Raw genomic sequence first — 24,716 nt, forward strand, 5'->3', positions numbered from 1 at the left:
CAGGGGCGGGACAGGGGTCGGTACATTGGAGCGCATGTGTGCGCCGTTGCCGACATTGTGCGGGAAGCCGGTGGCGACGGATCGGGCGCTCGTGATGGCGATCGTGAACCGGACGCCGGACTCGTTCTATGACAAGGGCGCGACCTTCAGTGACGAAGCCGCCATGGCCGCGGTCGCCCGCGCCGTGGCCGAGGGCGCCGATCTTGTCGATATCGGCGGCGTCAAGGCCGGACCCGGTAGCGATGTGGATGCCGCCGAGGAAGCCCGGCGGGTGGTCCCGTTCGTCGCGGCGATCCGGGCGCGGTTTCCGGACCTGTTGATCAGTGTGGACACCTGGCGAGCCGATGTCGCGCGGGCGGCCGTCGGCGTCGGCGCGGATCTGATCAACGACACCTGGGCCGGGGCCGATCCCGGCCTGGTCGGGGTGGCGGCGGAACTGCACGCGGGAATCGTGTGCAGTCACACCGGCGGCGCGATACCGCGAACCCGCCCGCATCGGGTGCGTTATGCCGATGTGGTGGCTGAGGTCACCGAAACCGTGGTGGCGGCGGCCGAGAGTGCGGCGGCCGCCGGAGTGGCAAAAGATTCGATACTTATAGATCCCACGCATGATTTCGGCAAAAACACGTATCACGGGCTTGAATTGTTGCGGTCTGTGGACGTTCTTGTGAATACCGGATGGCCTGTCTTGATGGCGCTGAGTAATAAGGATTTCATCGGAGAGACTCTTGGTGTCGAGCTATCCGAGCGATTGGAGGGCACATTGGCAGCGACTGCATGGTCGGCCGCCGCGGGTGCTCGAGTTTTCCGGGTACACGAAGTGGCAGCCACCCGACGTGTTGTGGACATGATCGCCGCGATTCAGGGCTTACGCCCACCCGCCCGCACGTTGCGAGGTTTGGCATGAACAAGAACTGGGTGAAAACCAACAGCTGGGACCGTCCGCAGTGGACGGTCGAGGAACTCGTGGCCGCCAAGGGCGACCGCACCGTCTCCGTGGTGCTGCCGGCGCTCAACGAGGAGGAGACCGTCGCCGCCGTGGTGGCCAGCATTCGGCCCCTGCTCGGCACGCTCGTCGACGAACTCGTCGTCCTGGACTCCGGGTCCACCGACGCCACCGCCGAACGCGCACAGGCCGCAGGCGCGCGGGTGGTGACCCGGGAGCAGGCCGTGCCCGAACTCGAACCGGTCCCCGGCAAGGGTGAGGTGCTCTGGCGCTCACTCGCCGTCACCACCGGTGATCTGGTGGCCTTCGTCGACTCGGATCTGATCGACCCGGATCCGATGTTCGTACCGAAACTGCTCGGCCCGCTGCTGACCGTGGACGGTATGCACCTGGTGAAGGCGTATTACCGCCGTCCGCTGCGGCAGGGCGCCACCATCGACGACAACGGCGGCGGCCGCGTCACCGAACTGGTGGCCCGCCCACTGCTGGCCGCCCTGCGCCCGCAGCTCTCGAATGTGCTGCAGCCCTTGGGCGGCGAATACGCCGGCACGCGGGAACTGCTCACCGCCGTACCCTTCGCGCCCGGTTACGGCGTGGAGATCGGGTTGCTGCTGGACACCCACGACATGCTGGGGATGTCCGCCATCGGCCAGGTGAATCTCGGTGTGCGCCAGCATCGCAACCGGCCGCTGTCGGAACTCGGCGTCATGAGCCGGCAGATTCTCGGCACCGTGCTGGGCCGGGCCGGCGTCGCCGACTCCGGTGCGGCGCTGACCCAGTTCCCGCTCGTCGGAGGCGAATTCACCGCGCAGTCGACGGAAGTTTCCTTGGCAGATCGGCCGCCGATGAATACGCTCCGACCCGAATGGGCCGCGGCCTGAACGATCTACCCGGCACCTGACCGAGTTACCGGTCGTGGCGGTAGATCGGGGTGAGCAGATCCGCTTCGATCGGTTCGCCGGTATTGCGGTCGTAGCGGACACCCACCACCGCCGAGAAGGGGTGGGTGGCCGCGCGCTCGTGCAGGGTGGCCAAACGTGTTGCCAGCAAACGGATTGCGCCCAGTGACGCCGGCGGGTGCAGACCGTCGATGACCAGCACCGTGCCCTTGCCGTCCGGACGCGGGAGTCTGGCCAGATAGGCGATGTCGTACGGCTCGGTGCCGCCCGGACGGTAGACGCGCCGCGCGGCCCGGTCCTCGATACCGCGCCGGACCCGGCCCGCGCGCGCCACCGTGCGGCGCAGCCGGGGATCGGCGGCCACGAGATAGCGCAGGCTGGGCGACAATTCGGGCCCGCCGAGCACGATCAGCCCGTCCCGGTCCAGATCGAGCGGGCGGCCCGGCAGGAAGCGCTGCACATTCGCGGTGAAGCCGAGTTCGCGCAGCAGTTCCACCAGGCGGTGCGGCGCTGCGGCATCGGGAGCGCCCACCAGCGCCAGCGTGCGGGTGGTGCTGCGCACGTCCGGCGTGAGAATGGTGAGCGGTCCGTGCCCGAAGAACAATCCCTCCGGCACCGGGCCCTGCGTACTGACCTGATGGATGCGCGCCCGGGAAAGTCCGGCCGCCGCACCGATTCTGGCGAACGTCCAGCCCTCGGCATGAAGTTCACGAATCACAGCGCGGCGGATGCGAGTCAGCTCATTGATGGCCTGCTGCGCCGCCGCCACGCCTTCGGTGGCGGCTTTTAGGCGCTCGACCTTATCTTCGATCGCGAACACCCGTGCCACCTCGTCGGCCGACATGAGCGCAGTCTAGATACCTGAACAGCCGCAGGTGTCTAGTCCGCTTGACGAACCGAAGATCAAGTGGCGTCGGGATCGACCGGCGGACGTTCGTTGCGCTCCAGCGGCTTCTGCGGTTTCGGCATGGAGTAGTTCTCGAAACTGCTGCTCGCAGGCGTGACGGGCTTGTCGAAATTGCCCTTCGTCAGATCGGTGAGATCGTTCAGCAATGAATCATCGCCATTGAGAAGATGTTTGGTGACCATCGAGCGCGGATTCATACTGCGCAGTTCGTTCAACTGCTCCAGCGGCTTGCGAATGTCCTCGAATTCCGGACCCAGCTCATCCTTGAGTTGCTGCGTCGCGCCGGTCGCGTAATCGCGGGCCGTTTTGAGCGCGTTCATCGCCCAGCGCAGCGCGCCGGGCAGGCGCTCCGGACCGAGGATCACGAGTGCGGCGACGAGCAGAATCAGCAACTCGCCAAAGCCAAAACTGCTGAACACTCTGTCTATCTTGCCCTACGCTTCGCTCCGGGCGGGTCCGAGGCCCTGGGAGTCTCGTTCTTCCCTCCCCCGCTCCCCCGCTGCGCTCCTCCGCTCCACTCGGTCCAGAACGAGACGGGCCTCGAACCTTGGGGTTCATGTCCTTCTCAGTCCGATTCCAGGGTGACCGGGACGTCGACCTCGCGGCCGTCGCGGATCAGGCGAACCGTCACCGTCTGCCCGATCTGATGGGACTGAACGGCAACCGTCAGCTCGTCGGGACCGGAGACATCGCGGTCGCCGACCTTGACGATGACGTCGCCCTCCACAATGCCCGCCTTGGCCGCCGGGCTGCCGGCCTGCACATCGGCCACCGCCGCGCCGCTCATCACATCATTGGCGACAATCTTGGTCTTGGCGCTCAGCCCGAGACGCGGATGATGCACCGAGCCGTCCCGGATCAGCGCCTGCGAAATCCGCTTCACCTGATCCACCGGAATCGCGAAGCCCAGGCCGACCGACCCGCCGCTCTCGGACTTGATGGCCGAGTTGATGCCGATCAGCTTGCCCTGCATATCCACCAGTGCGCCACCGGAATTGCCGTGGTTGATGGCGGCATCGGTCTGCACGGCATCGAGCGTCGCATCGGTATCGGTGCCCTCGCCGCCGACCTTCACCGGCCGGTGCAGCGCGGAGACGATACCGGAGGTGACGGTCTTCTCCAGGCCGAGCGGCGAACCGATGGCAATGACATCGTCGCCGACCTTCACATCATTGGAATTGCCGAGCTGCAGCACCGCCAGGTTCTTCACATCGACCTTCAGCACCGCCAGATCGGACTTGATATCGCGGCCGACGATCGTGGTCGGCACCCGGGTGCCGTCCGAGAAGACCACCTGCAGTTGGGCTTTGCCGGTCTTATCGGTGGCGGCCAGCGAGACCACGTGATTATTGGTGACGATGTAACCCGCGCCGTCGATCACCACGCCTGAACCCGTGGACCCGGTATCGCCGACCCACGCGCGCACGGTCACCACCGCGGGCATGACGGCATCGACCACCTTCGCGATCTGGCCGTGCGGCAGATTGGTGGAATCGGCGGACTGCAGCGCCACCTTGCGGGAGGTCAGCGATGAGGTGGATTCGGCGGTGAGCCGCCCCACCAGGCCACCCGCCAGCCCGATCACCAGTGCGACGGCGGAAAGAATAATGAGCGCCTTCGGGGCCACCCGGCCACCGAAAAGCACCTCCCGGGCGGTCAGCTGCGCGCCCTGGGTGAGTGCGGCCGGCTGCGCGGTGGCCACGGCGGGCGCACCCAGCCGGGCGGGGGATTCGGGATCGCGCCACGGATCGGCGGGACCGGCGGCGGGCGCGCTCTCGGCCTTCGCCTCCGGATCACGCTGCAGCAGTTCATCGGAACCGGCGGGGCGTCCGAACGCCTCGGCCAGCACGGCGTCCGGCGGCCGGTTCTGCACCTGCGGGCCGTCCGATGCGGCGGCGGTGGCGGCTGCGGCGGTGCGCGGGGCGAACGAACTGCGCTGCCCGTCCGGGCGGCGGAAGGCACGCGCGGTGTGTTTGTCCACATGCGGCCGATACACCGGTCGCGGCCCCAGGACCGGTGCGTCCGACGGCCTCAGGTTCCCCCGATCAGCCGCCGAATCCGAAGCCTGCGCAGACTGCGGCAGGTTGTTCGCCGCGGGCCCCTCACCCGGAATCGGGCCCGTGTTCTTCGATTCGGTGGTCACGCGATGAACTCTACTTGCGCCACCAAGAAGTCCACCGTTTGCTGTCGAACGAATCTTCGCGCAGCCCGACGAAGTTCGCGCCACGGGCGAACGTGCTGCGATCGGCATTCAGCGTGTTTTCCGCAGTGGGGAGTTCCGACAGCGGGATACGACTCAGCGAATCGTGCAAGCGCATGGGCGCGGAAATCTGATCCGACGACTGGCGCAGCGCAATGCGCGCCTGCTGCTGTGCGTCTACTTCGGCCGCGCATTCACGGCAAACGGAAAGATGGTGAGCGGCACGCAGATACGCGTTCATCCGCAATTCACCGTCCACATACGCGGCGATGGCCTCACTGGCCAGATGCTCGGTGGGGGCGAAACGAGGTGGTCGACGCGGCGTTCTGTCCTCGCCACTCATAAGCTGCACACCCTTCCAGGCCACCTCGGCTACATCGGGAATGTCGGTGAGCGGGCGCTGAGCCCGCACCTTCAGCCGACGTTCTCGGTGGCGGCGAAACGCCGCTCCACACCATTATGCGCAAGGTGCTCTTTGAGTGCCTGACGTCCTCGGTGGATGCGGCTGCGCACGGTGCCCAGTTTGACCCCGAGCGTGGCGCCGATCTCCTCGTACGACAGACCTTCGATGTCGCAGAGCACAACCGCGGCGCGGAACTCCGGCGCCAGCGAATCCAGTGCGGCCTGCAGCTCCGGGTCCAGGTTCGCGTCGTGGTAGAGCTGTTCGGGGCCCGGGCCCTCGGACGGCACCCGGTCGTAGTCCTCGGGCAGCGCCTCCATGCGAATACGGTTGCGACGGCGCACCATATCCAGGAAAAGGTTGGTGGTGATGCGATGCAGCCAGCCCTCGAAGGTGCCCGGCTGATAGTTCTGCAGTGAGCGGAACACCCGGATGAAGGTTTCCTGGGTGAGATCCTCGGCGTCCTGCTGATCACCGGAGAGGCGGTAGGCCAGGCGGTACACGCGGTCGGCGTGCTCCCGGACGAGCTCGTCCCAGGTCGGCATCATGGTGCGGTCACCGGTGGCATCGAAGACAGCGGTTCCGGACAGGGCTTCCGCGTTGAGATCGCCGTCCAGCGGGGTTTCGCTGGTCAGCAGCAGGTCCTGCGCGGGCAGGATGAGGGGTTCACGCGCCGTGTCGACCATGTGGATGGGATTACCTCCTACTCGGGACCATCGGTTCCGACTGCCGGGTACAACCGACCTGGTGGGTCGTGTGTTCCCGGTCGCCGAGCCGACGGTCGCTGGCCTGACGTAGTCCATACTCTCGCCGGTCCTGATGTGCTCGCCGTATGTGGACGCTGAGGGACACCTGAGAAAAATCGCCACACCGGTAGATCACCGCCACGCGATAGCGGCTCCGCGCCGTTAGCCTCATATCCGTGAGCCTCACTCCCGCGACGAACCTGCAGCGCAACCTCGCCTACGTGGAGGAATCCGTCGCCGAGGACGAGATCCTCGTCGCGGCGCGTGAACGCGCCCTCGAATTGGGCGCTGCGCCCGTGCCGCCCTCGGTCGGCGCACTGCTGAGCATGTACTCCCAGCTGCTGGGTGCGCGGGCGGTGGTGGAGGTCGGCACCGGGGCCGGCGTGAGCGGACTGTGGCTGTTGGACGGCATGCGCGAGGACGGCACCCTGACCACCATCGACTCCGAACCCGAACATCAGCGCGCGGCCCGGGAAGCCTTTCGTTCCGCCGAGATCACGCCCGCGCGCACCCGGCTCATCAACGGCCGGGCCCTGGATGTGTTGCCGCGCTTGGCGGATGGGGCCTACGACCTGGTGTTCATCGATGCCGCGCCGCTCGAGCATCCGCAGTATGTGGATCAGGCCGTGCGCCTGCTGCGCGAGGGCGGGGCGATTCTGCTGCACAATGCGCTGCTCGGCGGGCGGGTGCCGGATCCGGCGCAGCGCGATCCGCAGACGCAGGCGGTGCGGGCTGCGACCCGGGCGATCGCGGAGAATCCGCTGCTCACCAGTGTGCTGATTCCGGTGGGTGACGGGCTGCTCTGCGCGTCGCGGGGGTAGTCAACGTGCCTCTCGCGGGTAGTTACCGCGGGGATTGTCCGCATCGCAATATTCTGGTGTCGCCCAAATTTCCGCGTGCGGAAAGTCCTTGCGGGGAGCACTGGAAAGCCCTGCTGACCAGGTGATTCGATAGCGGTACGGCGTCGCTGCATTCTTTACGGATTCGGTGTCGCATGGGGTCTTGCCAAGTGGTTGAACGAGTGTTTAATGTATTGAACATGCGTTCAGTCAAGGAGGATCTGACCACCCGGGCACGGATTCGCGATGCCGCGATCATCGTGTTCGGGGAGCAGGGATTCGGGGTGGGGGTGCGGGCCATCGCCGCGGCGGCGGGGGTGTCACCCGGGCTGGTGAACCATCACTTCGGCTCCAAGGAGGGGCTCCGCGAAGCCTGCGACGAGCAGGTGCGGGAGGTGGTACGGACCGCCAAGCTGGAATCGATGGAGCATCCGTCGCCGAACAGCTGGATCCAGGCGCTGGCGGAGGTGGAGAGCTTCGCGCCGTATATGGCCTATGTACTGCGCAGCTTCCAGGCCGGCGGCAGCTTGATGCTCACCTTCTTCGAGCAGATGGTCGGCGATGTCGAGCAGTACCTCGCCGCCGGCGTTGCTGCCGGAACACTCAAGGCCCCAAGGGATTTGAAGGCCACCGCCAGATATATCGCCACCACCAACAGCGGCGGAATGATGATGTTCCTGCAGCTGTACGACGCACGGAACGAGGGTCCGATGGACTTTCGGAAAGCCTTGCGCGAGTACGCCGATGTCATGACGCTGCCCGCGGTCGAGCTCTACACGCACGGGCTGCTCGCCGAATCGGCGATCTTCGATGCCATGACTGCGCAGCAATCGACCCGGAAATCGACTCAGCAGTAATCCCTGTTCCTCAGAAATCGTTTTCCTACAAGGAGATTCGATGAACGTTCCGGCCAGCTCGGCCATTTCGGTCCGAGGCCTGCACAAGCACTTCGGGCAGGTGTACGCCCTCGACGGCCTCGACCTCGAGGTCGACCAAGGTGAGGTGCACGGCTTCCTGGGGCCCAACGGCGCGGGCAAATCCACCGCCATCCGAATCCTGCTCGGCATTCTCTCGCGCACCTCCGGGGAGGCCGTGGTGCTCGGACGCGATCCGTGGCACGATGCGGTCGCTCTGCACCGCGATATCGCTTATGTGCCAGGCGATGTCACGCTGTGGCCGTCGCTGTCGGGCGGTGAGACCATCGATATGCTGGCGCGCATGCGCGGCGGTATCGACCAGGCGCGGCGCGCGGAGCTGATCGAACGCTTCGAACTCGACCCGCGCAAGAAGGCCCGCACCTACTCGAAGGGCAATCGGCAGAAGGTCGCACTGGTCTCGGCGTTCTCGTCCAATGCGCGGCTGCTGCTGCTCGACGAGCCGACCTCCGGCCTGGATCCGCTGATGGAGCAGGCCTTCGGCGAATGCATCACCGAGGCCTCGGCCCGCGGCACCACGGTGCTGCTGTCCAGTCACATTCTCTCGGAGGTGGAGAAGCTGTGTCAGCGGGTCACCATCATCCGGGCCGGGAAGACGGTCGAGACCGGGACGCTGGCCGAGATGCGGCATCTGAGCCGGACTTCCATCAGCGCCGAAATGATCGGGGACCCAGGCGATCTGAGCCGAATCCCGGGCGTCAGCGATATCAGCATCGAGGACCATACGCTGCACTGCCAGGTGGACAGCGCGCATCTCGGCGACCTCGTCAAGGTGCTCGGCGATGTCGGCGTGCGCAGTCTGATCAGCCAGCCGCCGACGCTGGAAGAGCTTTTCCTGCGCCACTATTCGCTCGACGGCGAGGCCGCCGCGGATTCGGCGGACGCCGCACGCGAGTCGGCGCGGACCGCACGTGCGTCGGAGAAGGTCGCGAAATGACCGCCATCGCCGCTCCCCGGAGCTTCGAATCACCGGTACGCGCAGCGGATTTCACCGGCACCGGGCAGCTGCTGCGGCTGTTCCTGCGCCGCGATCGCGTGGTGCTGCCGCTGTGGGTGGTGCTGCTGGGCCTGCCGGTCGGCAGTGTGTACATCGGCAGCATCGACAAGGTGTACAAGACCCCGGCCGATCTGGCCTCGTTCACGGCCTCCATCCTCGCGAGCCCGGCCCAGCTGGCCATGTACGGGCCGGTGTACAACAGCAGCCTCGGCGCGGCGGGGATCTGGAAGGCGGGGATGTTCTACCTGATCATCGCCATCGCCACCATCCTCACCGTCATCCGGCACACCAGGGCCGAGGAGGAGACCGGACGCGGCGAACTGGTGGCTGCCACCCGGATGGGACGGTTCGCGGAACTGACGGCGGCGCTGCTGCTCGCCTACGGCGCCTCGCTGGCGGTGGGGCTGCTGGCCTTCCTCAGTCTCTACAACGAGCCGGTGCCGCACGAGGGGTCGCTGGCCTTCGGGCTGGCGCTGGCCGGATCCGGTGCGGTGTTCGCCTCCGTGGCCGCGGTGACCGCGCAATTGAGCAGCAGTGCGCGCCTGGCGCGCGGTATCGCCTTCGCGGTGCTGGGCGTCACCTACACCCTCCGCGCCGTGGGGGATGTGCGCTCCGGGGCCGGGCCCACCAGCCCGCTGAGCCGGCTCTCGCCGATGGGATGGTCGCTGCAGGTGCGGCCGTACGCGGGCAATCACTTCGGGGTGCTGCTGATTCACGTGGCCGCCGTGCTGGTGCTGACCGCGGTCGCGTTCACACTGCTGCGCAATCGCGATATCGGCGCCGGGCTCATTGCCGAACGTCCGGGCGCGGCGGTCGCCGCGCCGGGGCTGAGTGGTCCGTTCGGGCTGGCGTGGCGGTTGCAGCGCGGCACGCTCATCGCCTGGACGGCCGGGCTCGGCCTGTACGGGTTGCTGATCGGCAGTGTGGTGCACGGTATCGGCGACGAACTGGGCTCGAGTCAGTCGATCCGCGACATGATCACCCGCATGGGCGGCTCTGCGTCACTGGAGAATTCGCTCATCACCTATGCCTTCACCATGCTCGCGGTGATCGCGGCCGCCTACTCGATTTCGGCGGCGCTGCGATTGAGCAGTGAGGAGTCCGCCGATCGGGCGGAGACCGTGCTCACCGGTTCGGTATCGCGAATCCGCTGGGTTGCCTCACATCTGGTGTTCGCGCTGCTCGGTCCGGCGGCGGCGCTGCTGTTCGCCGGTGTGCTCGCGGGACTGATGTACGGGCGCGCGGCCGGGGATATCGGCGGCAAGCTGGGTGATGTCATGGCGGCCGCGGCCGTGCAGCTACCCGCGGTCTGGGTTTTCACCGGTGTCACCGTCGCGCTGTTCGGCCTGCTGCCGCGCTGGACACCGGTTGCCTGGGGTGTGCTGTCGGCCGCCATCGCGGTATTCCTGCTCGGTTCGATCTCCGGTGCGCCGCAATGGTTCCGGGATATCGACCCGTTCGAGCACGCGCCGAAGGTGCCCGGCGGTGCCTTCTCCGCCACCCCGCTCATTATCCTGCTGCTTGTCGCCGCTGCCCTGATCACCGTGGGGCTGATCGGATTCCGCCGCCGCGACCTGCGCTAGGGCTGTCCCGCCTCCCCGGACCTTTTGCCGAGCACAACCCGCCTCCCCGGACCTTTTGCCGAGCACAACCCGCCTCCCCGGACCTTTTGCCGAGCACAACCCGCCTCCCCGGACCTTTTGCCGAGCACAACCCGCCTCCCCGGACCTTTTGCCGAGCACCTGGGTGCTCGGCAAGTGGCGTCGCGGACCGGCGGGCACGACCTGGCTCGGTCAGCCCGTACCCGGTGAGTTACCCCGACCTTGCGAAATCAGTTGTCGCCTCACGATTCGCGCGGCCGATCATACTGTGCTGCAATTGATTCCGTGGTATCCATCGGGATGCTGGAACTGTGCGCTGTGGTATTCCGCCCCGTCGAGGGCAGTGCTGGGGCAGGGGTTGGGGGTGGATTCAGCCGCAGCGCCGGTGGTAGACGAGTAGGGGGACCGATTTAGAGGAGGTGGGGGATGTTCGATTCACTGGTACTCGGTACGCATCTGCCGTCTGGATGGCTATGGCCCGCAATGATCTTCTTCGGACTGGTGGTCTTCGCGGCACTGCTGGTGTTGCTGCTGGTCGGCGGTGCGCGCTTCGACGATCACCCGAATGTGGTGCCGTCGACGCCGGTTTCGTGCGCACCATTTTCCTGCGCCACCACAGCCCCGGCGCCCTCCTAGAGGGTTACGGCGGGCCGGTTGCGGATACTCCAGGGAAAAGTTCGATGAGTGAGGTTTTCCATGGGTCAGCGACCTCCGGCCGTGGTGGGTTTGTACCTGCGTGAGTCGCGGCAGTGGCGCCGCATTGCCGAATTCCGGCTCACCGCAGACGGTCACGCCAGCTTCCGGGCGGTCGATCCGGTCGAAGGGCTGGTCGCGCGGGTCTGGTATCACCAGGGCGTGGACATTCTCGGCGAGGAGCGCACGGTGCTGCCGGACGACGGTCCGGCCTTCCTGCGAGCGCTGTTGCAGCCATTCGGATTTCGCGACTACCGCTTCCGGGACGACAGCCGCACCGGCGCGCACGGCCTGCCGCGCAACGGGCATGGCCGCCCCTGGCACGACACCCCGGGGCCCGCAGGCGATTCCGAATGCGCGCGGTGCGCCGAGAACGACCACGCCGAGGCGACCGGGCCCGGCGGGCCCGGCGCCCACCGGCCCGCCGCCTGGCAGGCTCTCGACGCGGACACCATCCGCTTCACGCGCTAGAGGCTCGTTCGCTGCACGCGTCAGAGGCTGTTGACCAGCAGCACGTACTGCGCGGTGCCCTTCTTCAGCACATCGGCCTGATTGTCGGAGCTGACGACGCCGACATACCGCTTGTAGACCACATAGCAGCGGTAGGAGGTGCTGGTGTCCGACGTGTGCTGCACGCACTTGGTATCCGGCACCTTGTCCGGCGCCGACGGGCTGAGGCTGGTCTCGCCCAGACTGCTGATCAGTCCGCTCACCAGATCCGAACTGCCCCTGGCGTCCCGGGTGCGGAACAGGTAGCCGTCCTCGGTCAGCGCCATGGCATCCATACCGGTGTCATCGACCAGCCGCTGGCGCAGGGCCTCGTCACCGGCGGGCGTGACCAGCTGATTGGGGCCGTACACGGCGAAATTATCGGGATCGGGCGTGTGATTGTCGCGGTCGGACACCAGGATTCGAGCCAGTAGCCGATCCGGATCGACGGGTAGCTGATCGATCTGGCCGGCGGGCGTGCCCTGGAAGGCATCGACCACGGGGACCTCGGCATCGAGGGCCTTCTTCGCCCACGACAGCAGATCGGCCTGATCGATCCGGGGGCGCGAGGCGAAGATCGAGATCACGAACTCCTTGCGCGGCATGGTCACCCCGATGGTGGGCGAGGTCGGCCGCCAGTGCGAGAAGGCATCCGGATAGTCCGGCAGCGTCAGCTTCTTGTTCTGGTCCAGTGCCACATTGAAATCGGCGTCCTCGAGCTCCTTGGCCGCCAGCTTGGCATTGTCGACGGAGGGGAAGCGCAGCACCCGGACGGTCACCGTGGTGCTGGCCGGGTCCGGATTGTCCGAGCCCGCCGGATCGGGCAGATCCGAACCGCTCGCGGCGAAACCGGCGATGAAGCCGCGATTCTGCAGCACCGGCGTCGCGGACGAGGACAGGTGGCTGACGCTCACCACATCCTTGACCGACGTCAGCACGATGCCGCCGCGGCCGACCTTCAGACTCGGATCCACCTTCACCGTCGGGACCACGGCATCGGCCATGTGCATACCCTCGAGTGTCGGGCCGTGCCCGTTCGAATTGCGGTCGTAGGTGAACCGATTCACCGGATAGGTGCCGGTATCCAGCGTGCGGACGTCCATTTCACCCGGGACCGCGGTGCCCTTGTTGGCACAGCCCGCCAGCGTGGCCGTCAGGGCCAGACAGGCGACAGCGGTGAGAACCCTCGTTGCGCGGCTCATGATCATCCCTCCCGCGCCGCCCAGCGGACGGCACTCCACCCACCGATTTTCGGACCCCGAACTCCGGCTGTCCACCGTTATCCATCCCCGGCGGTCCGCCGTTATCCGCGCGTCCGCCGGGTGGCGGCGATTCTCACACCCAGATGCCCTTGCCGACGGTCACCACGCCGCCCTTGCTGACCGCGAATCGATCGTGGTCCCGGTCCAGGTCGACGCCGATGATCTCGCCCTCGGTCACCATGACGTTCTTGTCCAGAATCGCGTGCCGCACCACCGCGCCCCGGCCGATTCGCACACCGGGCATGAGCACACTGCCCTCCACGGTCGCACCGTCCTCCACCATCACATTCGAGAACAGCACCGAATTGCGCACCGTCGCCGCCGACAGAATGCTGCCCGCGCCGACGATCGATTCCTGCGCCAGCCCGCCGCGGCCGAATTTGGCCGGCGGCAGATTCTCCGCGGCGCCGCGAATCGGCCAGTGCCGGTTGTAGAGATCGAAGACCGGATCCACCGACACCAGATCCATATGCGCCTCGTAGAAGGCGTCGATGGTGCCCACATCACGCCAGTAGCCGCGGCTGCGGTCGGTGGTGCCGGGCACCTCGTTGCTGCCGAAGTCGTAGACGGCGGCCGCGCCGGACCGCACCAGGCCGGGAATGATGTCGCCACCCATATCGTGATCGGAGTCGTTGTCCTCGGCATCGGCGCGGATGGCGTCCACCAGCACCTTGGTGGTGAAGACGTAATTGCCCATCGAGGCGAAGGTGACATTCGGATCGTCGGGGGTGCCGGGCGGATGCGCCGGCTTCTCCAGAAAGCCGGTGATGCGGCCGGATTCGTCGGTGTCGATACAACCGAACGCACTCGCCGTACTGCGCGGCACCCGAATTCCGGCCACTGTGACACCCGCGCCGGAGGCGATATGCGCCTGCACCATCTGCTCGGGGTCCATGCGGTACACGTGGTCCGCGCCGAAGACCACGATGTACTCCGGGTCCTCGTCATAGATCAGATTCAGCGACTGCATGATCGCGTCGGCGCTGCCGGTGTACCAGCGCGGGCCCAGCCGCTGCTGCGCCGGCACCGGCGTGATGTACTCGCCGCCGAAACCCGACAGCCGCCAGGTCTGCGAGATATGCCGGTCCAGCGAATGCGATTTGTACTGGGTGAGAACGCAGATCCGCAGGTAGCCGGCATTCACCAGGTTCGAGAGGACGAAGTCGATGAGGCGGTACGCACCCCCGAACGGGACCGCCGGCTTGGCACGATCCTTCGTGAGCGGAAACAGGCGCTTGCCCTCGCCACCGGCGAGCACGATCCCGAGTACGTGCGGCTGGCTCCTCACACTCGCCAAACTACAGCCTGTCACTGAACCTGGAATGTCTGCCACATTCCATGTTGATCGCACCGCTGAGTGGTCCCCCTCGAGATCGGCGTCTAAGTTGAACCGGCGGCCGTGAAGCGCCGTAGTGGCATCCACCCCAAGTTCGCGGCCCGGCTCGGTCTGGACTGACGGAGCGGGGGAGCGAAGCGGAGGAGCGGAGGAGGGAAGACCGAGCTAGCAGGGCCGCGAACCGCCGGAGCGAAGCGCAGGCAAATTGGACAGAGTGCGGAGGAGGGAAGACCGAGCTAGCAGGGCCGCGAACCCGCCCGGAGCGAAGCGGAGGGCAAATTAGACACAGTGCGGAGGAGGGAAGACCGAGCTTGCAGGGCCGCGAACAGCCGGAGCGAAGCGCAGGCGAATTGGGCACAGCCCTTCGCGTTGCCATGATGACCCGCGAATACCCGCCCGAGGTGTACGGCGGGGCGGGCGTGCATGTCACCGAGCTGGTCCCGCGACTCCGGCAACTGTGCGATGTGACCGTGCACTGCATGGGCGTGCCGCGTATCGATGCGGTGGTGCACCAGGCGGATTCGATGCTCTACGCCGCCAATTCGGCGCTGCAGATGATGTCCGCGCAATTGCGCATGGCCGATGCCGCCGGCGGCTCCGATGTGGTGCACTCGCATACCTGGTACACCGGGCTGGCCGGGCACCTGGCCGCCGAGCTCTACGGGATTCCGCATGTGCTCACCGCGCATTCGCTGGAACCGCGGCGGCCCTGGAAGGCCGAACAGCTCGGCGGCGGCTACCGGCTCTCCTCCTGGTCCGAGCACAATGCCGTGACCTACGCCGATGCCGTGATCGCGGTGAGCGCGGGCATGCGCACCGATGTGCTGGACGCGTATCCGGATATCGATCCCGCGAAAGTGCATGTGGTGCACAACGGAATCGACGCCGAGGTCTGGCATCCGGGCGGGCCCGCGCTCGACACCCGCGACATTCTCGGCGAACTCGGCGTGCGCATGGACCGTCCGGTGGCGGCCTTCGTGGGCCGCATCACCCGGCAGAAGGGCGTCTCGCATCTGCTCGCCGCCGCCCGGCATCTCGACCCCGACATTCAGCTGGTACTGCTCGCGGGCGCCGCGGATACCCCCGCCATGGACGCCGAAGTGGCCACGGCCGTAAGGGAACTCGGCAAGACCCGCGACGGGGTGCACTGGGTCCGCGAGATGCTCCCCACCGAACTGGTGCGCCAGGTGCTCGCCGCCGCAACGGTATTCATCTGCCCGTCGGTCTACGAGCCGCTCGGCATCGTGAATCTCGAGGCCATGGCCTGCGGGACCGCCGTGGTGGCCTCCGATGTCGGCGGGATTCCGGAGGTCGTCGCGGAGGGATCGACCGGCCGCCTCGTGCACTACGACCCGGCCCGGCCGGACGCCTTCGAACACGGTCTGGCGCGGGCCATCAACAAGGTCGCCGCCGATCAGGTCGGCGCGGCCGCCATGGGCGCGGCCGGGCGAGCCCGGGCCGTCGCCGAATTCGACTGGAATCAGATGGCGTCCCGCACCGCCCGCATCTACGACCTGGTTCGCAAGAGCTAGCTCGCAGGCGCGGTCAGGTCTGGCATTGCTGCCGAATCATCCGCAGCGCTGAATTACGGCTCGCGGTGGCGATAAACCGAGATGGTGACCGATGCGGTCACCGGCATCGGATCCGGCAGCGCCGCAATACGGTCCGCGCGCTGTGCCGCGGCATGGAAGGCGGAGGGGCCCATGGCGGACACATTCGCGATATCGGTGTGTGTGAGCGACATTCGATACTCGACCGAATTGCGCTCGGATAATTCGAAACGGGCGCCCAGAGATTCGGCGAGGCGATCCTGCTTCGCGGCATCGACACTCACCATGTCCAAAGGTTCGATGAGTTCGGCCAAATGCCGGGGGGTGGGAGTGACGACCAGAAAACGTCCTTCCGGCGCCAGCACTCGCGCTACCTCATCGGCATTTCGCGGTGCGAAAACCGACAGCACGGCGGTCAGAACTCCGTCTCGCACGGGCAGTCCGCGCCACGCGTCGGCGAGTATCGCGCCGGCCCGCTCGTGTGCTCGGGCACTACGCCGCACCGCCGGTTTGGACACGTCCAGTGCGATACCGCGGGCACCGGGCACGGCGTCCAGCACTGCGCTCAGGTAGTAACCGGTCCCCGCACCGATTTCCAGCACCGCCGCACCCGCCGGGCGGGCCGGGATATCGAATCCGGCGCGCGCGGCGGGCAGCAGCGTAGAGGCGAGCCGGGCGGCGGAGGCCGCCGTCACGGTCGAGCCCGGGCGAATAATCCCGTCGGCGTGTCGCGGTGCCGCGATTCGCTGCTGGGCGTGAGCCGGCGAATCCACGGCGGCGGGGGAGGTGGCGGCTGCCGCGGCCGCGAGGGCTGCGGCAATGGGAGTGAAATGGCCTGCGTATTGGAAGGTCGCCCGGGCGTCGAGCATGGCCGGGGTATCACCGGTCATCTTGGTGGAGGCGCCCGTCAGCAGGCTGACATAGCCCTGCTTGGCGATATCGAAACTGTGGCCGCGCGGACAACGCAGAGTGTGGTCGCGCGGCGTGAGGTCCTGCCCGCATTCCGGACAGGACAGTAACCCGGCGCAGTCGATCAGGGGATCGGCTGCGCCGAGGGGGTGCGTGGAATGCACCGGGGCGCCGGTGAGCGGCTCGAGAGCGGGGTCAACCACCGGTTCGGTGCGGCTCACCGGCACGGGCAAGTATGGCTACTAGCTCGTGACACTCTTGAGTTCGTCACCCAGTGCCGCAGCTTCCTCCGGCGTGAGCTCGACGACCAAACGCCCGCCACCCTCGAGTGGAACCCGCATGACGATTCCACGCCCTTCCTTGGTTGCCTCGAGGGGACCGTCCCCGGTGCGGGGCTTCATGGCCGCCATCCTCTGCTCCCTCCAGATCTGCGCGAATTTCTGCGCACTTTCATGGAACTCCAGTTGTCACCAACCAGGCAGCCCGCCGGCATGTGGCGGGCTGCACCACGCCCATTCTTCCCTATCGCGGATCGGGGCGGGTACCTGAGTTCCAAAAACCGACCGATGCGGCGTTCAGACAGTCCCGACATTCACCCAGCAATCGGTGATGTGATCGTCTACCATCCCGGTCGCCTGCATGAGTGCGTACGCCGTAGTGGGTCCGACGAACTTGAATCCGAGCCGCTTCAGTTCTTTTGCGAGAGCGGTGGATTCGGCAGTGACGGCGGGCACATCCGCGAGCGTGCGTGGCCGCTTTCCGGTGGCCGGTGCGAAGGACCAGAGCAGCTCGTCCAGGCTCTTCGGAAGGTCGAGGACGATCCGGGCATTGTGGATGCTCGCGTGAATTTTGGCGCTATTGCGAACTATGCCGGGATCGGCCATGAGCCGTGCCACATCCGACTCGCCGAAGCCCGCGACGCGCTCGATCACGAACCCCTCGAAGGCCGCGCGGAACGCCGGGCGCTTGCGCAGAATCGTGATCCAGGCCAGGCCCGACTGGAATGCCTCGAGGCAGACCCGCTCGAACAGGGCGTCATCGCCGTGCAGCGCCCGGCCCCACTCCTGATCGTGGTAATCCCGGTACAGCTGCGAGGCCTCCGACCACCCGCAGCGCACCCGGCCGTCACCCGCCGCGGCGACCGTCGTCACCGCGCACCCGGACCGGAACTCTGACCACCCGGACCGGCCACCCAGTCGGAGGGCGCCCGCCGTTTCGTATCGAGGCCCGCGTCCGGCGTGTCGCCCGTGTCCGGCGCCGGCGCTGGACACGGTGTGCCCGCGGCCGTACCCGGCGCCGCCGCCGCAGGGTCCGGATCCGATGCTGCGGCCACAGCGGGCTCGGCTTCGGGAGCGGTCTGCGACGGCCCGCTCGGCAGCACCTCGGGCAACTGAGGGGCGACGGGGACGGCCGGCGTGCCGCCGAAGGGTGCGAGCGGAGCGCCGAGTGCCGCGGGCGCCTCCTGCCCGGCGGCATAGGTGCCGGTGCTGTACGCCAGCGGCACACCCTGCGCGAGTGTGGTTCCGGCCTCGGCCTGTCCGGCGCGGGCGTAGGCCAGCTGCCGTTCCAGTTCGTCGATGCGACCGGCGAGCCGGGTCAGCGCCCAGTCCACCTCGCCCGCCTTGTAGCCGCGCACCACCTGCTGGAAACGCAGGGCGCGCACATCGCTGCCGCTGATCGCCTCGGCGGGGAGCACGGTGACCGTGGTGCCCTCGGGCAGGGGGCCGAGCTCTTCCGACCGCCCGAACAGCGCGCTGGCGACGAGGAAGAGCAGCGCGGCCACCAAACCGACGATCAGCACATAGAGAAGCAGCGTGAGCATGCCCCCGAGCTTAGGGGGAGTGTGCTCACGGCAGGCCCCGCACCCCGGCGGAATCCGGCCGTCGAATTGGCCGGTCGCCGAGCACCTCTCATCGTTTCCTGGTCATGGAAAAGCCCGTGCCCGTTGCGAGGGCAACGGGCACGGGCCTTGTGATCTGGGGTGGGGCGACTACAGATGGCGTGTCGTGTCGATGTTGAGGGACATGCCCGCCAGGCCGCGGCGGCGGACCGCCAGCTTGTCGGCGATTTCGAGCAGGGCCCTGCCCGAGGCGCTCTCGGGGGCGCGCAGCACGATCGGGGTGCCGTCGTCGCCGGCCTCACGCATCTGCTGCTCGATCGGGATCTGGCCCAGCAGCGGCACATTCGCACCGACCGCGCGAGTCAGATTGTCCGCCACGGTCTGTCCGCCACCGGAGCCGTAGAGCTCCATGCGCGAACCGTCGGGCAGATCCAGCCAGGACATGTTCTCGACCACGCCCACGATGCGCTGACGCGTCTGCAGGGCAATGGACCCCGCGCGCTCGGCCACCTCGGCGGCGGCCAGCTGCGGGGTGGTGACGACCAGGATCTCGGCGTTCGGAATCAGCTGCGCGAGCGAGATGGCCACATCGCCGGTGCCGGGCGGCAGGTCCAGCAGCAGCACATCCAGATCGCCCCAGAACACATCGGCGAGGAACTGCTGCAGTGCGCGGTGCAGCATCGGGCCGCGCCACACCACGGGCGTATTGCCCTGGGTGAACATGGAGATCGAGATCAGCTTCACATCGTGCGCCTGCGGCGGCATGATCATCCGCTCCACCTGGGTGGGGCGGGCGTCGGTGCCCAGCATGCGCGGCACCGAGTGGCCGTAGATATCGGCGTCCAGCACACCCACCGACAGGCCCTTGGCGGCCATGGCGGCCGCGAGATTCACGGTGACACTGGACTTTCCGACACCGCCCTTACCGGAGGCGACCGCGTACACGCGGGTCAGCGAGCCGGGCTGGGCGAACGGAATGACCGGTTCGGCATTGTCGCCGCGCAATTTCTTGCGGAGCTCGGTGCGCTGCTCGTCGTTCATCACGTCGAGGGTCACGTCGATCTTGCCGACACCGGGCACATCGTTGATGGCATTGCTGACGCGCTCGGTGATCGCGCCCTTCATCGGACAGGCCGACGTCGTCAGGTAGATCTCGACCTGGACACTGCTGTCGGCGCCGACCACAACGCTTTTCACCATGCCCAATTCGGTGATCGGTTTCCTGATCTCCGGGTCGTTCACCTTCGCGAGCGCGCCCCGCACATCCGATTCCGTTACCACTGGCATACGCAAAGAATAGGAGTGCCGGACCGGCCCGCCGCGAGGGGGACCGGCTGGGACCTCAGATGCGCGGCAATTGCGCGGCGGCGGGGGTGACTCCGGAGGAGTAGGCCGCCTCCCATGCCATCACATTGGCGACGTAGGCCATGGAGTTGTTGTAGCGCAGGATGGCGCGGGTCTGCTGGGCCGGATCGCGCATATCGAGGCCGCCGGAGCACAGGTACTTGCCCGCGGTGAGGGTGGCGTCGAAGAGGTTCTGCGGATCGGCGACACCGTCGCCATTGCCGTCGGCGGCGTATTTGCGCCAGGTCTCGGGCAGGAACTGCATGGGGCCGACCGCACGGGTGTAACCGGAGGACAGGCCGCTCAGCTCGGCATCGGCGTCGCGGACGACATTGTTGCCGGCGAGGCTGCCGTCGAGCACCGGGCCGTAGATCGGGGCGAGGGGATCGCCGTTCACATCGGCTTTGCCGCCGAAGGCATGCGTGGATTCCACCCGGCCGATGCCGGCGAGCATGGACCACGGCATGGCACAGGCCGGATTCTCCACGGCCAGAATGCGTTCCGCGTTCTGATAAGCGTTGGTGGCGATACCGGGTATGCCGAGTGGGCCCGCGGGCAGTGCGGCGGGGACCCGATCGCCGGGGTTCGCGACGGTCTTGACGACCGGCGGGCCAACGGGGACAACCTGTTTCGCCTCGTGCAGCAGAGCTTCCGGGGCGGCGGCCGGTAGGGCCGCCTCCGGTCTCGATAGCGCCGTTTCCTTGGCGTCGGGCGAGAACTCGTGCTGGACAGTCGAAGTGACCTTGCCGATGAAGCTGCCGTCGGCGGCGCCGGTGACGGTGGCGAGTCCGGCGGGTACGAGACCGGTGAGTGCGATTACCGATCCGCGACGCATTGTCGGGACCGGGGGTTTACGGTGACGTCCCACTGTGCGGTGACCCTCCATTGCCGTCGGTCGTAACAACCAGGTGATGTAGTGACGGCCACGCTACCGCATTCGAGATCTTTCCGTTACTGCTTCGTGACCATGTTTGACGTTTCGATTACAGGCCGGAAACCGGCCGACCGGTCTCTGTGGTCATCCGAGGGGCAACGGTGCAGGTAGGGCAGTTTTGAGTGATTCGGAAAGACTGACTCCGAGCCCCGGGCGGGGTAGAACGACACGCCCGAACAGATTCGCCTGCGACCCCGAAAAGCTGGGGGCGCAGGCGAACCGGACTCAGTTGCGGAGGCGAATCACGCCGCCGCCGCGGAGGCGAATCACGCCGCCGCCGCGGAGGCGAATCACGCCGCCGCCGCGGTGGCGGATTACGGCGCCGCCGGAACCGGCAGCGGGATGGTGATGCCGAACGGGAGGGTGATGGCGGGCGCCGGCGTGGTCGGCTGCGCGGACTCGGGAGCCTGCTCCGCGGGAGCCGGATCGGTGGTGACGACCGGCTGGCTGTTCTGCTCGTTCTGGCCCTGCGGCTGCGGAGCCTGGGCCTGGGGAGCCTGACCCTGCGGCTGCTGCTGTGCGGCCGGGTCCGGCTGGGTGCAGGCGGCGGGCTGCTGGACCGGCTTGCCGTCGGGGCCGTACTGCAGATCGGCCTTCGGATCGGGCTTTTGATCGACCTTGTCCGCCTGGCCCGGCTGCGAGCCGTCCTCCGGCTTGGCGTCGACCGGATTCGCCGGATCAGGCTTCGGGGCCGGAACCGAGGCCTCCACACAGGGATTCACGGGTGCGGGCGCCGGGCAGAAGATGCCGCAGGGGATGGGCGGCAGACCCGGAATGGTGATCATCACCTGGGTCTGCTGGGCCTGGGTGGCCGGCGCCGGCGCGTCGGTGGTGGTGCTCGTGGTGGCCGGAATCGTGGTGGAGGCCAGCGACATATCCGGGCCGTTCACCGGGTACGAGCCGGGCGGAATCATATCCGCGGAGATGCTCACCGCGGCGGGCGTGCCACCGGTCTTGTACGCGTTCGACCAGCTCAGCACGTTGGACGCGTAGGTCATCGAATTGTTGTAGCGGAGCACCGCGCGCAGCTGCTGCGCCGGATCGCGCAGATCCAGTCCGCCGTCGCACAGGTATTTGCCCGCCGCCAGCGCCGCGTCGAAGACATTGTTCGGATCGGCGACGCCGTCGCCATTGCCGTCGGAGGCGTATCTCGCCCAGGTGCTGGGCAGGAACTGCATGGGACCGACGGCGCGCACGAAGCCGCCGCTGGCGGCCTTGATGACCTCGTTGCCGGGCAGGGTCCCGTCCAGTGACGGGCCGAAGATGGGGGAGATGGTGGTGCCCGCGGCATCGGTATTGCCGCCGCTGGCGTGGTTGGACTCGACGTGGCCGATACCGGCCAGCAGATTCCACGGCAGGCCACAGCCGGGCTGTGAGGACTGCAGTGCCAGTTCGGCATTGCGATAGGCGGCGAGCACCAGCTCGGGGATGCCCAGCACGCCGGTGCCGCCGGGCAGCGCGATGTTCTGCAGCGGGAGTGCGCCGAGTGCGCCGTCGGCGGGCGGGGTCATTGCGCTGAGTTTGCGGGGGGCGTCGGGCGCGGCCGGGACCAGGCCGACGGTCTGATCGGACGCCGGCGAGGCGGCGTCTCCGGTGCTGGATGCCGATGCGGCCAGCAGTGCCTCGGGTGCGGCCTGCGGCGCCACCGTGTGCACTGTTGTATTGGTGGCCGAACCGGCGGTGACCAGGCCTGCGATCAGCAGGGCCGACGCTGTCACGGGTGCAGATATTCTCTTCGCCACCACACAATCCCCTCAGTCGTGCGGCCGATCTCCCGTGATGACAGCCTCAAAATCGGAGTGTCTGGGTCGGTCGCTCGGAACAACGTGATCCAGGTTACCCATCAGTCAGCTTGTTCGGTACAACTTGTGCGGTTACTCGCCATCTTTCTGTGCCGAAATCGGGACTCCAGACCTCTTTCGATCGGTACTCTTCTTTGCTTTCTTCTCGCCGGCGACCTCGCCGTCCGTGGCGAGTTTCTCCAGCCTGAGCAGCGCGTCCTTGACATCGTCCAGCTCGCGGCGGACATAGTCACGTGTCGCGACCTCACCGACGGCGAGTCGCAGCGCGGCGAGCTCGCGCGCCAGGAATTCGGTATCAGCTTTTGTCTGGGCTGCCCGCGTCCGATCCTCCTCGAGCGCCACCCGGTCGCGATTGTCCTGCCGGTTCTGCGCCAGCAGGATGAGCGGCGCGGCGTACGCGGCCTGGGTGGAGAACGCCAGATTCAGCAGGATGAAGGGGTACGGATCCCACTGCAGCCGAATCGCGAAGACGTTCAGCATGATCCAGACGATGACGAAGACGGTCTGGATGACCAGATAGCGGCCGGTGCCCAGGAAGCGTGCGAGCTTCTCACTGCTGCGCGCGAGAGCCTCTGCGTCCCAATCGAATCCGCGGAAGCGGCTCTCGACGGGCGTCTCCAGGCGCTGCCGGGCGCCGGGCTTGTCGATGCGGTCGGTCACGCTGTTTCCTTTCGGCGTGAGCGGGGGCCCTGCGTGGTTACGCGGGCTGCCTCCTTCGGGCCCTGACCGTTCACGCCCTGCCTCCGGTGCCGTCGATCAGCGGAATGCCGTTCAGATCATGGACGTGGTCGTCCTGTTCACGCCAGTCCTCGGGCAGCAGATGGTCGAGCACATCGTCGACCGTGACCGCGCCGAGCAGATGATTCTCGTCGTCCACCACCGGCCCGCACACCAGGTTGTAGGTGGCGAAATACCGGGTCACGGCGGTGAGCGGCGCTTCCGGGCGCAGCAGCACCAGATCGTCGTCCACAATGCCGCCCACCATATTCGCCGGCGGTTCGCGCAGTAGTTGCTGGAAGTGCACACAGCCCAGATAGCGACCGGTCGGTGTGGCGGTCGGCGGTCGTACCACGAAGGCCATGGTGGCCAGCGCCGGAGTCAGCTCCGGATCGCGAATACGGGCCAGCGCCTCCGCGACCGTGGTGGCCGGGGTGAGCACCACCGGTTTGGAGGTCATCAGGCCACCGGCGGTGTAGGGGGCATGCTCGAGCAGGCGGCGCACCGGCTCGGAATCCTCCGGATCCATCAGCGCCAGTAGCGATTCCGCTTCGCCCTCGGGGAGCTCGCCGAGCAGGTCGGCCGCGTCGTCGGGGTCCATGGCCTCGAGCAGATCGGCGGCGCGTTCCACACCGAGTTGCTCGAGCAGCTCCACCTGATCGGCCTCCGGCAGCTCCTGGACCACGTCCGCCAGGCGCTCGTCGTCGAAGGCGGCCGCCACCTCGATGCGGCGCTTGCTCGGCAGTTCGCGGAGCATGTGCGCGACATCGGCGGGCCGCATGCCCTCGAATTGCGACAGCAGCTGGGTGACGTCCTGGCCGGGCAGATTGAGTTCGGTCTGGGTGAGGCCGCGCACCTGCGCCCAATCCACCACGTGCACCGCGCCGCGCCGGCCGAATCCGACACCCAGGCGCCGGCGTTCGCGCACCGCGACCCGGGTGACCACCCAGTCGCGGGTGCGGGTCTGCTCGATGCCCAGATCGACCACCACCACATCGGTCGTGGCCAGCTGCGGCAGTTCCGGATCGTCGACCCGCACGGTGGAGTCGAGCAGCTGTGCGACGGCGAGCATCTCGCCGGGCCGCAGTTCGAAACGCCGCACGCTGATGGTGCCGGTGGTCAGTGTCACCGCGCCCGGGTCCACGGTCTGCACCCGCAGCATCGGCACGAAAATCCGCTTCCGCGTGGGCAGTTCGACGAGGATGCCGAGAATGCGCGGTCGTTGCCGGTCATAGCGGATGGAGATCACCAGGTCGCGGACGCGGCCGATAGACTCCCCGTCCGGTCCCAATGCCACCAAGCCCGCAAGCCGGGCGGCGAAAACTCTCGTCGCTGCCATAGGTGACAAGGCTAGTGGGTCCAGATAGCCC

Annotated in this window: 24 protein-coding genes and 1 pseudogene; 9 read left to right on the forward strand and 16 right to left on the reverse strand. The window is 67.3% G+C overall.

The features are described 5' to 3' along the window. Window positions 1-34: 34 nt before the first annotated feature. Window positions 35-907: a dihydropteroate synthase gene (gene folP / locus OG716_RS37040; protein WP_405134909.1), complete on the forward strand. Its 873-nt coding sequence runs from the start codon at window positions 35-37 to the stop codon at window positions 905-907. After that, the gene (locus OG716_RS37045; protein WP_405134910.1) at window positions 904-1,827 is read left to right on the forward strand and encodes a glucosyl-3-phosphoglycerate synthase; all 924 of its coding nucleotides are present in this window, start codon (window positions 904-906) and stop codon (window positions 1,825-1,827) included. Before folP ends, OG716_RS37045 begins: the two co-directional genes overlap by 4 nt. Before the next feature lie 25 nt (window positions 1,828-1,852). Here the strand turns inward: OG716_RS37045 and OG716_RS37050 are convergent, their stop codons facing one another. From OG716_RS37050 to sigE, 5 genes are all read right to left on the reverse strand, one after another. Further along, on the reverse strand, window positions 1,853-2,689 hold the full coding sequence (locus OG716_RS37050) for a hypothetical protein (protein WP_327141946.1): 837 nt from the start codon (window positions 2,687-2,689) through the stop codon (window positions 1,853-1,855). Window positions 2,690-2,748: 59 nt separating this feature from the next. Continuing rightward, window positions 2,749-3,171: a Sec-independent protein translocase protein TatB gene (gene tatB, locus OG716_RS37055; protein ID WP_405134911.1), complete on the reverse strand. Its 423-nt coding sequence runs from the start codon at window positions 3,169-3,171 to the stop codon at window positions 2,749-2,751. A 146-nt stretch (window positions 3,172-3,317) separates the two neighbouring features. Further along, on the reverse strand, window positions 3,318-4,895 hold the full coding sequence (locus tag OG716_RS37060; RefSeq protein WP_405134912.1) for a trypsin-like peptidase domain-containing protein: 1,578 nt from the start codon (window positions 4,893-4,895) through the stop codon (window positions 3,318-3,320). Window positions 4,896-4,905: 10 nt separating this feature from the next. After that, window positions 4,906-5,295, reverse strand: a complete 390-nt coding sequence (locus OG716_RS37065; RefSeq protein ID WP_355119163.1) for a hypothetical protein — start codon at window positions 5,293-5,295, stop codon at window positions 4,906-4,908. A gap of 71 nt (window positions 5,296-5,366) precedes the next feature. Beyond that, window positions 5,367-6,038 (reverse strand): RNA polymerase sigma factor SigE, encoded by a 672-nt coding sequence (gene sigE / locus OG716_RS37070; protein ID WP_405134913.1) that lies wholly within the window; start codon window positions 6,036-6,038, stop codon window positions 5,367-5,369. A 236-nt stretch (window positions 6,039-6,274) separates the two neighbouring features. On the opposite strand from sigE, the gene OG716_RS37075 reads away from it, so the two are divergent. The 6 genes from OG716_RS37075 (at window position 6,275) to OG716_RS37100 (ending at window position 11,634) form a co-directional block, all read left to right on the forward strand. Then, on the forward strand, window positions 6,275-6,919 hold the full coding sequence (locus OG716_RS37075) for an O-methyltransferase (protein ID WP_355119159.1): 645 nt from the start codon (window positions 6,275-6,277) through the stop codon (window positions 6,917-6,919). A gap of 218 nt (window positions 6,920-7,137) precedes the next feature. Continuing rightward, window positions 7,138-7,794, forward strand: a complete 657-nt coding sequence (locus OG716_RS37080; protein ID WP_405134914.1) for a TetR family transcriptional regulator — start codon at window positions 7,138-7,140, stop codon at window positions 7,792-7,794. A 40-nt stretch (window positions 7,795-7,834) separates the two neighbouring features. Then, window positions 7,835-8,809, forward strand: coding sequence for an ATP-binding cassette domain-containing protein (locus OG716_RS37085; protein ID WP_405134915.1), 975 nt, complete (start codon window positions 7,835-7,837; stop codon window positions 8,807-8,809). Beyond that, on the forward strand, window positions 8,806-10,452 hold the full coding sequence (locus OG716_RS37090) for an ABC transporter permease (protein WP_405134916.1): 1,647 nt from the start codon (window positions 8,806-8,808) through the stop codon (window positions 10,450-10,452). Before OG716_RS37085 ends, OG716_RS37090 begins: the two co-directional genes overlap by 4 nt. Window positions 10,453-10,896: 444 nt before the next feature. Beyond that, window positions 10,897-11,106: a hypothetical protein gene (locus OG716_RS37095; protein WP_405134917.1), complete on the forward strand. Its 210-nt coding sequence runs from the start codon at window positions 10,897-10,899 to the stop codon at window positions 11,104-11,106. Window positions 11,107-11,166: 60 nt separating this feature from the next. Then, window positions 11,167-11,634, forward strand: a complete 468-nt coding sequence (locus tag OG716_RS37100) for a hypothetical protein (protein WP_405134918.1) — start codon at window positions 11,167-11,169, stop codon at window positions 11,632-11,634. A gap of 20 nt (window positions 11,635-11,654) precedes the next feature. On the opposite strand, the gene OG716_RS37105 is transcribed toward OG716_RS37100, so the two are convergent. Both OG716_RS37105 and glgC read right to left on the reverse strand, forming a co-directional pair. Next, window positions 11,655-12,854, reverse strand: a complete 1,200-nt coding sequence (locus OG716_RS37105) for a hypothetical protein (RefSeq protein WP_355119149.1) — start codon at window positions 12,852-12,854, stop codon at window positions 11,655-11,657. Window positions 12,855-12,987: 133 nt separating this feature from the next. Then, window positions 12,988-14,202: a glucose-1-phosphate adenylyltransferase gene (gene glgC, locus OG716_RS37110; RefSeq protein WP_355119147.1), complete on the reverse strand. Its 1,215-nt coding sequence runs from the start codon at window positions 14,200-14,202 to the stop codon at window positions 12,988-12,990. A 422-nt stretch (window positions 14,203-14,624) separates the two neighbouring features. On the opposite strand from glgC, the gene glgA reads away from it, so the two are divergent. After that, the gene (gene glgA, locus OG716_RS37115; protein WP_405140185.1) at window positions 14,625-15,782 is read left to right on the forward strand and encodes a glycogen synthase; all 1,158 of its coding nucleotides are present in this window, start codon (window positions 14,625-14,627) and stop codon (window positions 15,780-15,782) included. A 53-nt stretch (window positions 15,783-15,835) separates the two neighbouring features. Here glgA and OG716_RS37120 read toward each other — a convergent pair whose 3' ends face one another. From OG716_RS37120 to OG716_RS37160, 9 genes and pseudogenes are all read right to left on the reverse strand, one after another. Next, the gene (locus OG716_RS37120) at window positions 15,836-16,930 is read right to left on the reverse strand and encodes a putative RNA methyltransferase (RefSeq protein ID WP_405134919.1); all 1,095 of its coding nucleotides are present in this window, start codon (window positions 16,928-16,930) and stop codon (window positions 15,836-15,838) included. Window positions 16,931-16,951: 21 nt separating this feature from the next. Beyond that, a complete protein-coding gene (locus OG716_RS37125; protein WP_006554284.1) occupies window positions 16,952-17,119 on the reverse strand; it encodes a DUF3117 domain-containing protein in 168 nt (55 codons plus the stop codon). Window positions 17,120-17,284: 165 nt separating this feature from the next. Beyond that, the gene (locus tag OG716_RS37130; RefSeq protein WP_405134920.1) at window positions 17,285-17,860 is read right to left on the reverse strand and encodes a DNA-3-methyladenine glycosylase I; all 576 of its coding nucleotides are present in this window, start codon (window positions 17,858-17,860) and stop codon (window positions 17,285-17,287) included. A gap of 368 nt (window positions 17,861-18,228) precedes the next feature. Continuing rightward, a pseudogene (locus OG716_RS37135) lies at window positions 18,229-18,531 on the reverse strand (DivIVA domain-containing protein); the annotation flags it as partial. Window positions 18,532-18,699: 168 nt separating this feature from the next. Beyond that, window positions 18,700-19,836 (reverse strand): Mrp/NBP35 family ATP-binding protein, encoded by a 1,137-nt coding sequence (locus OG716_RS37140; RefSeq protein ID WP_405134921.1) that lies wholly within the window; start codon window positions 19,834-19,836, stop codon window positions 18,700-18,702. A 55-nt stretch (window positions 19,837-19,891) separates the two neighbouring features. After that, on the reverse strand, window positions 19,892-20,761 hold the full coding sequence (locus tag OG716_RS37145; protein ID WP_405134922.1) for a lytic transglycosylase domain-containing protein: 870 nt from the start codon (window positions 20,759-20,761) through the stop codon (window positions 19,892-19,894). Window positions 20,762-21,141: 380 nt separating this feature from the next. Then, complete coding sequence (locus OG716_RS37150) at window positions 21,142-22,545, reverse strand: lytic murein transglycosylase (protein ID WP_405134923.1); 1,404 nt, start codon at window positions 22,543-22,545, stop codon at window positions 21,142-21,144. Window positions 22,546-22,701: 156 nt separating this feature from the next. Continuing rightward, window positions 22,702-23,289, reverse strand: coding sequence for a DUF1003 domain-containing protein (locus OG716_RS37155; protein ID WP_405134924.1), 588 nt, complete (start codon window positions 23,287-23,289; stop codon window positions 22,702-22,704). A gap of 70 nt (window positions 23,290-23,359) precedes the next feature. Beyond that, complete coding sequence (locus OG716_RS37160) at window positions 23,360-24,685, reverse strand: magnesium transporter MgtE N-terminal domain-containing protein (protein ID WP_405134925.1); 1,326 nt, start codon at window positions 24,683-24,685, stop codon at window positions 23,360-23,362. Window positions 24,686-24,716: the final 31 nt, after the last annotated feature.

Origin of the sequence: Nocardia sp. NBC_01388 (genome assembly GCF_045040085.1) — a bacterium.
In the GTDB taxonomy this organism is placed as follows: domain Bacteria; phylum Actinomycetota; class Actinomycetes; order Mycobacteriales; family Mycobacteriaceae; genus Nocardia.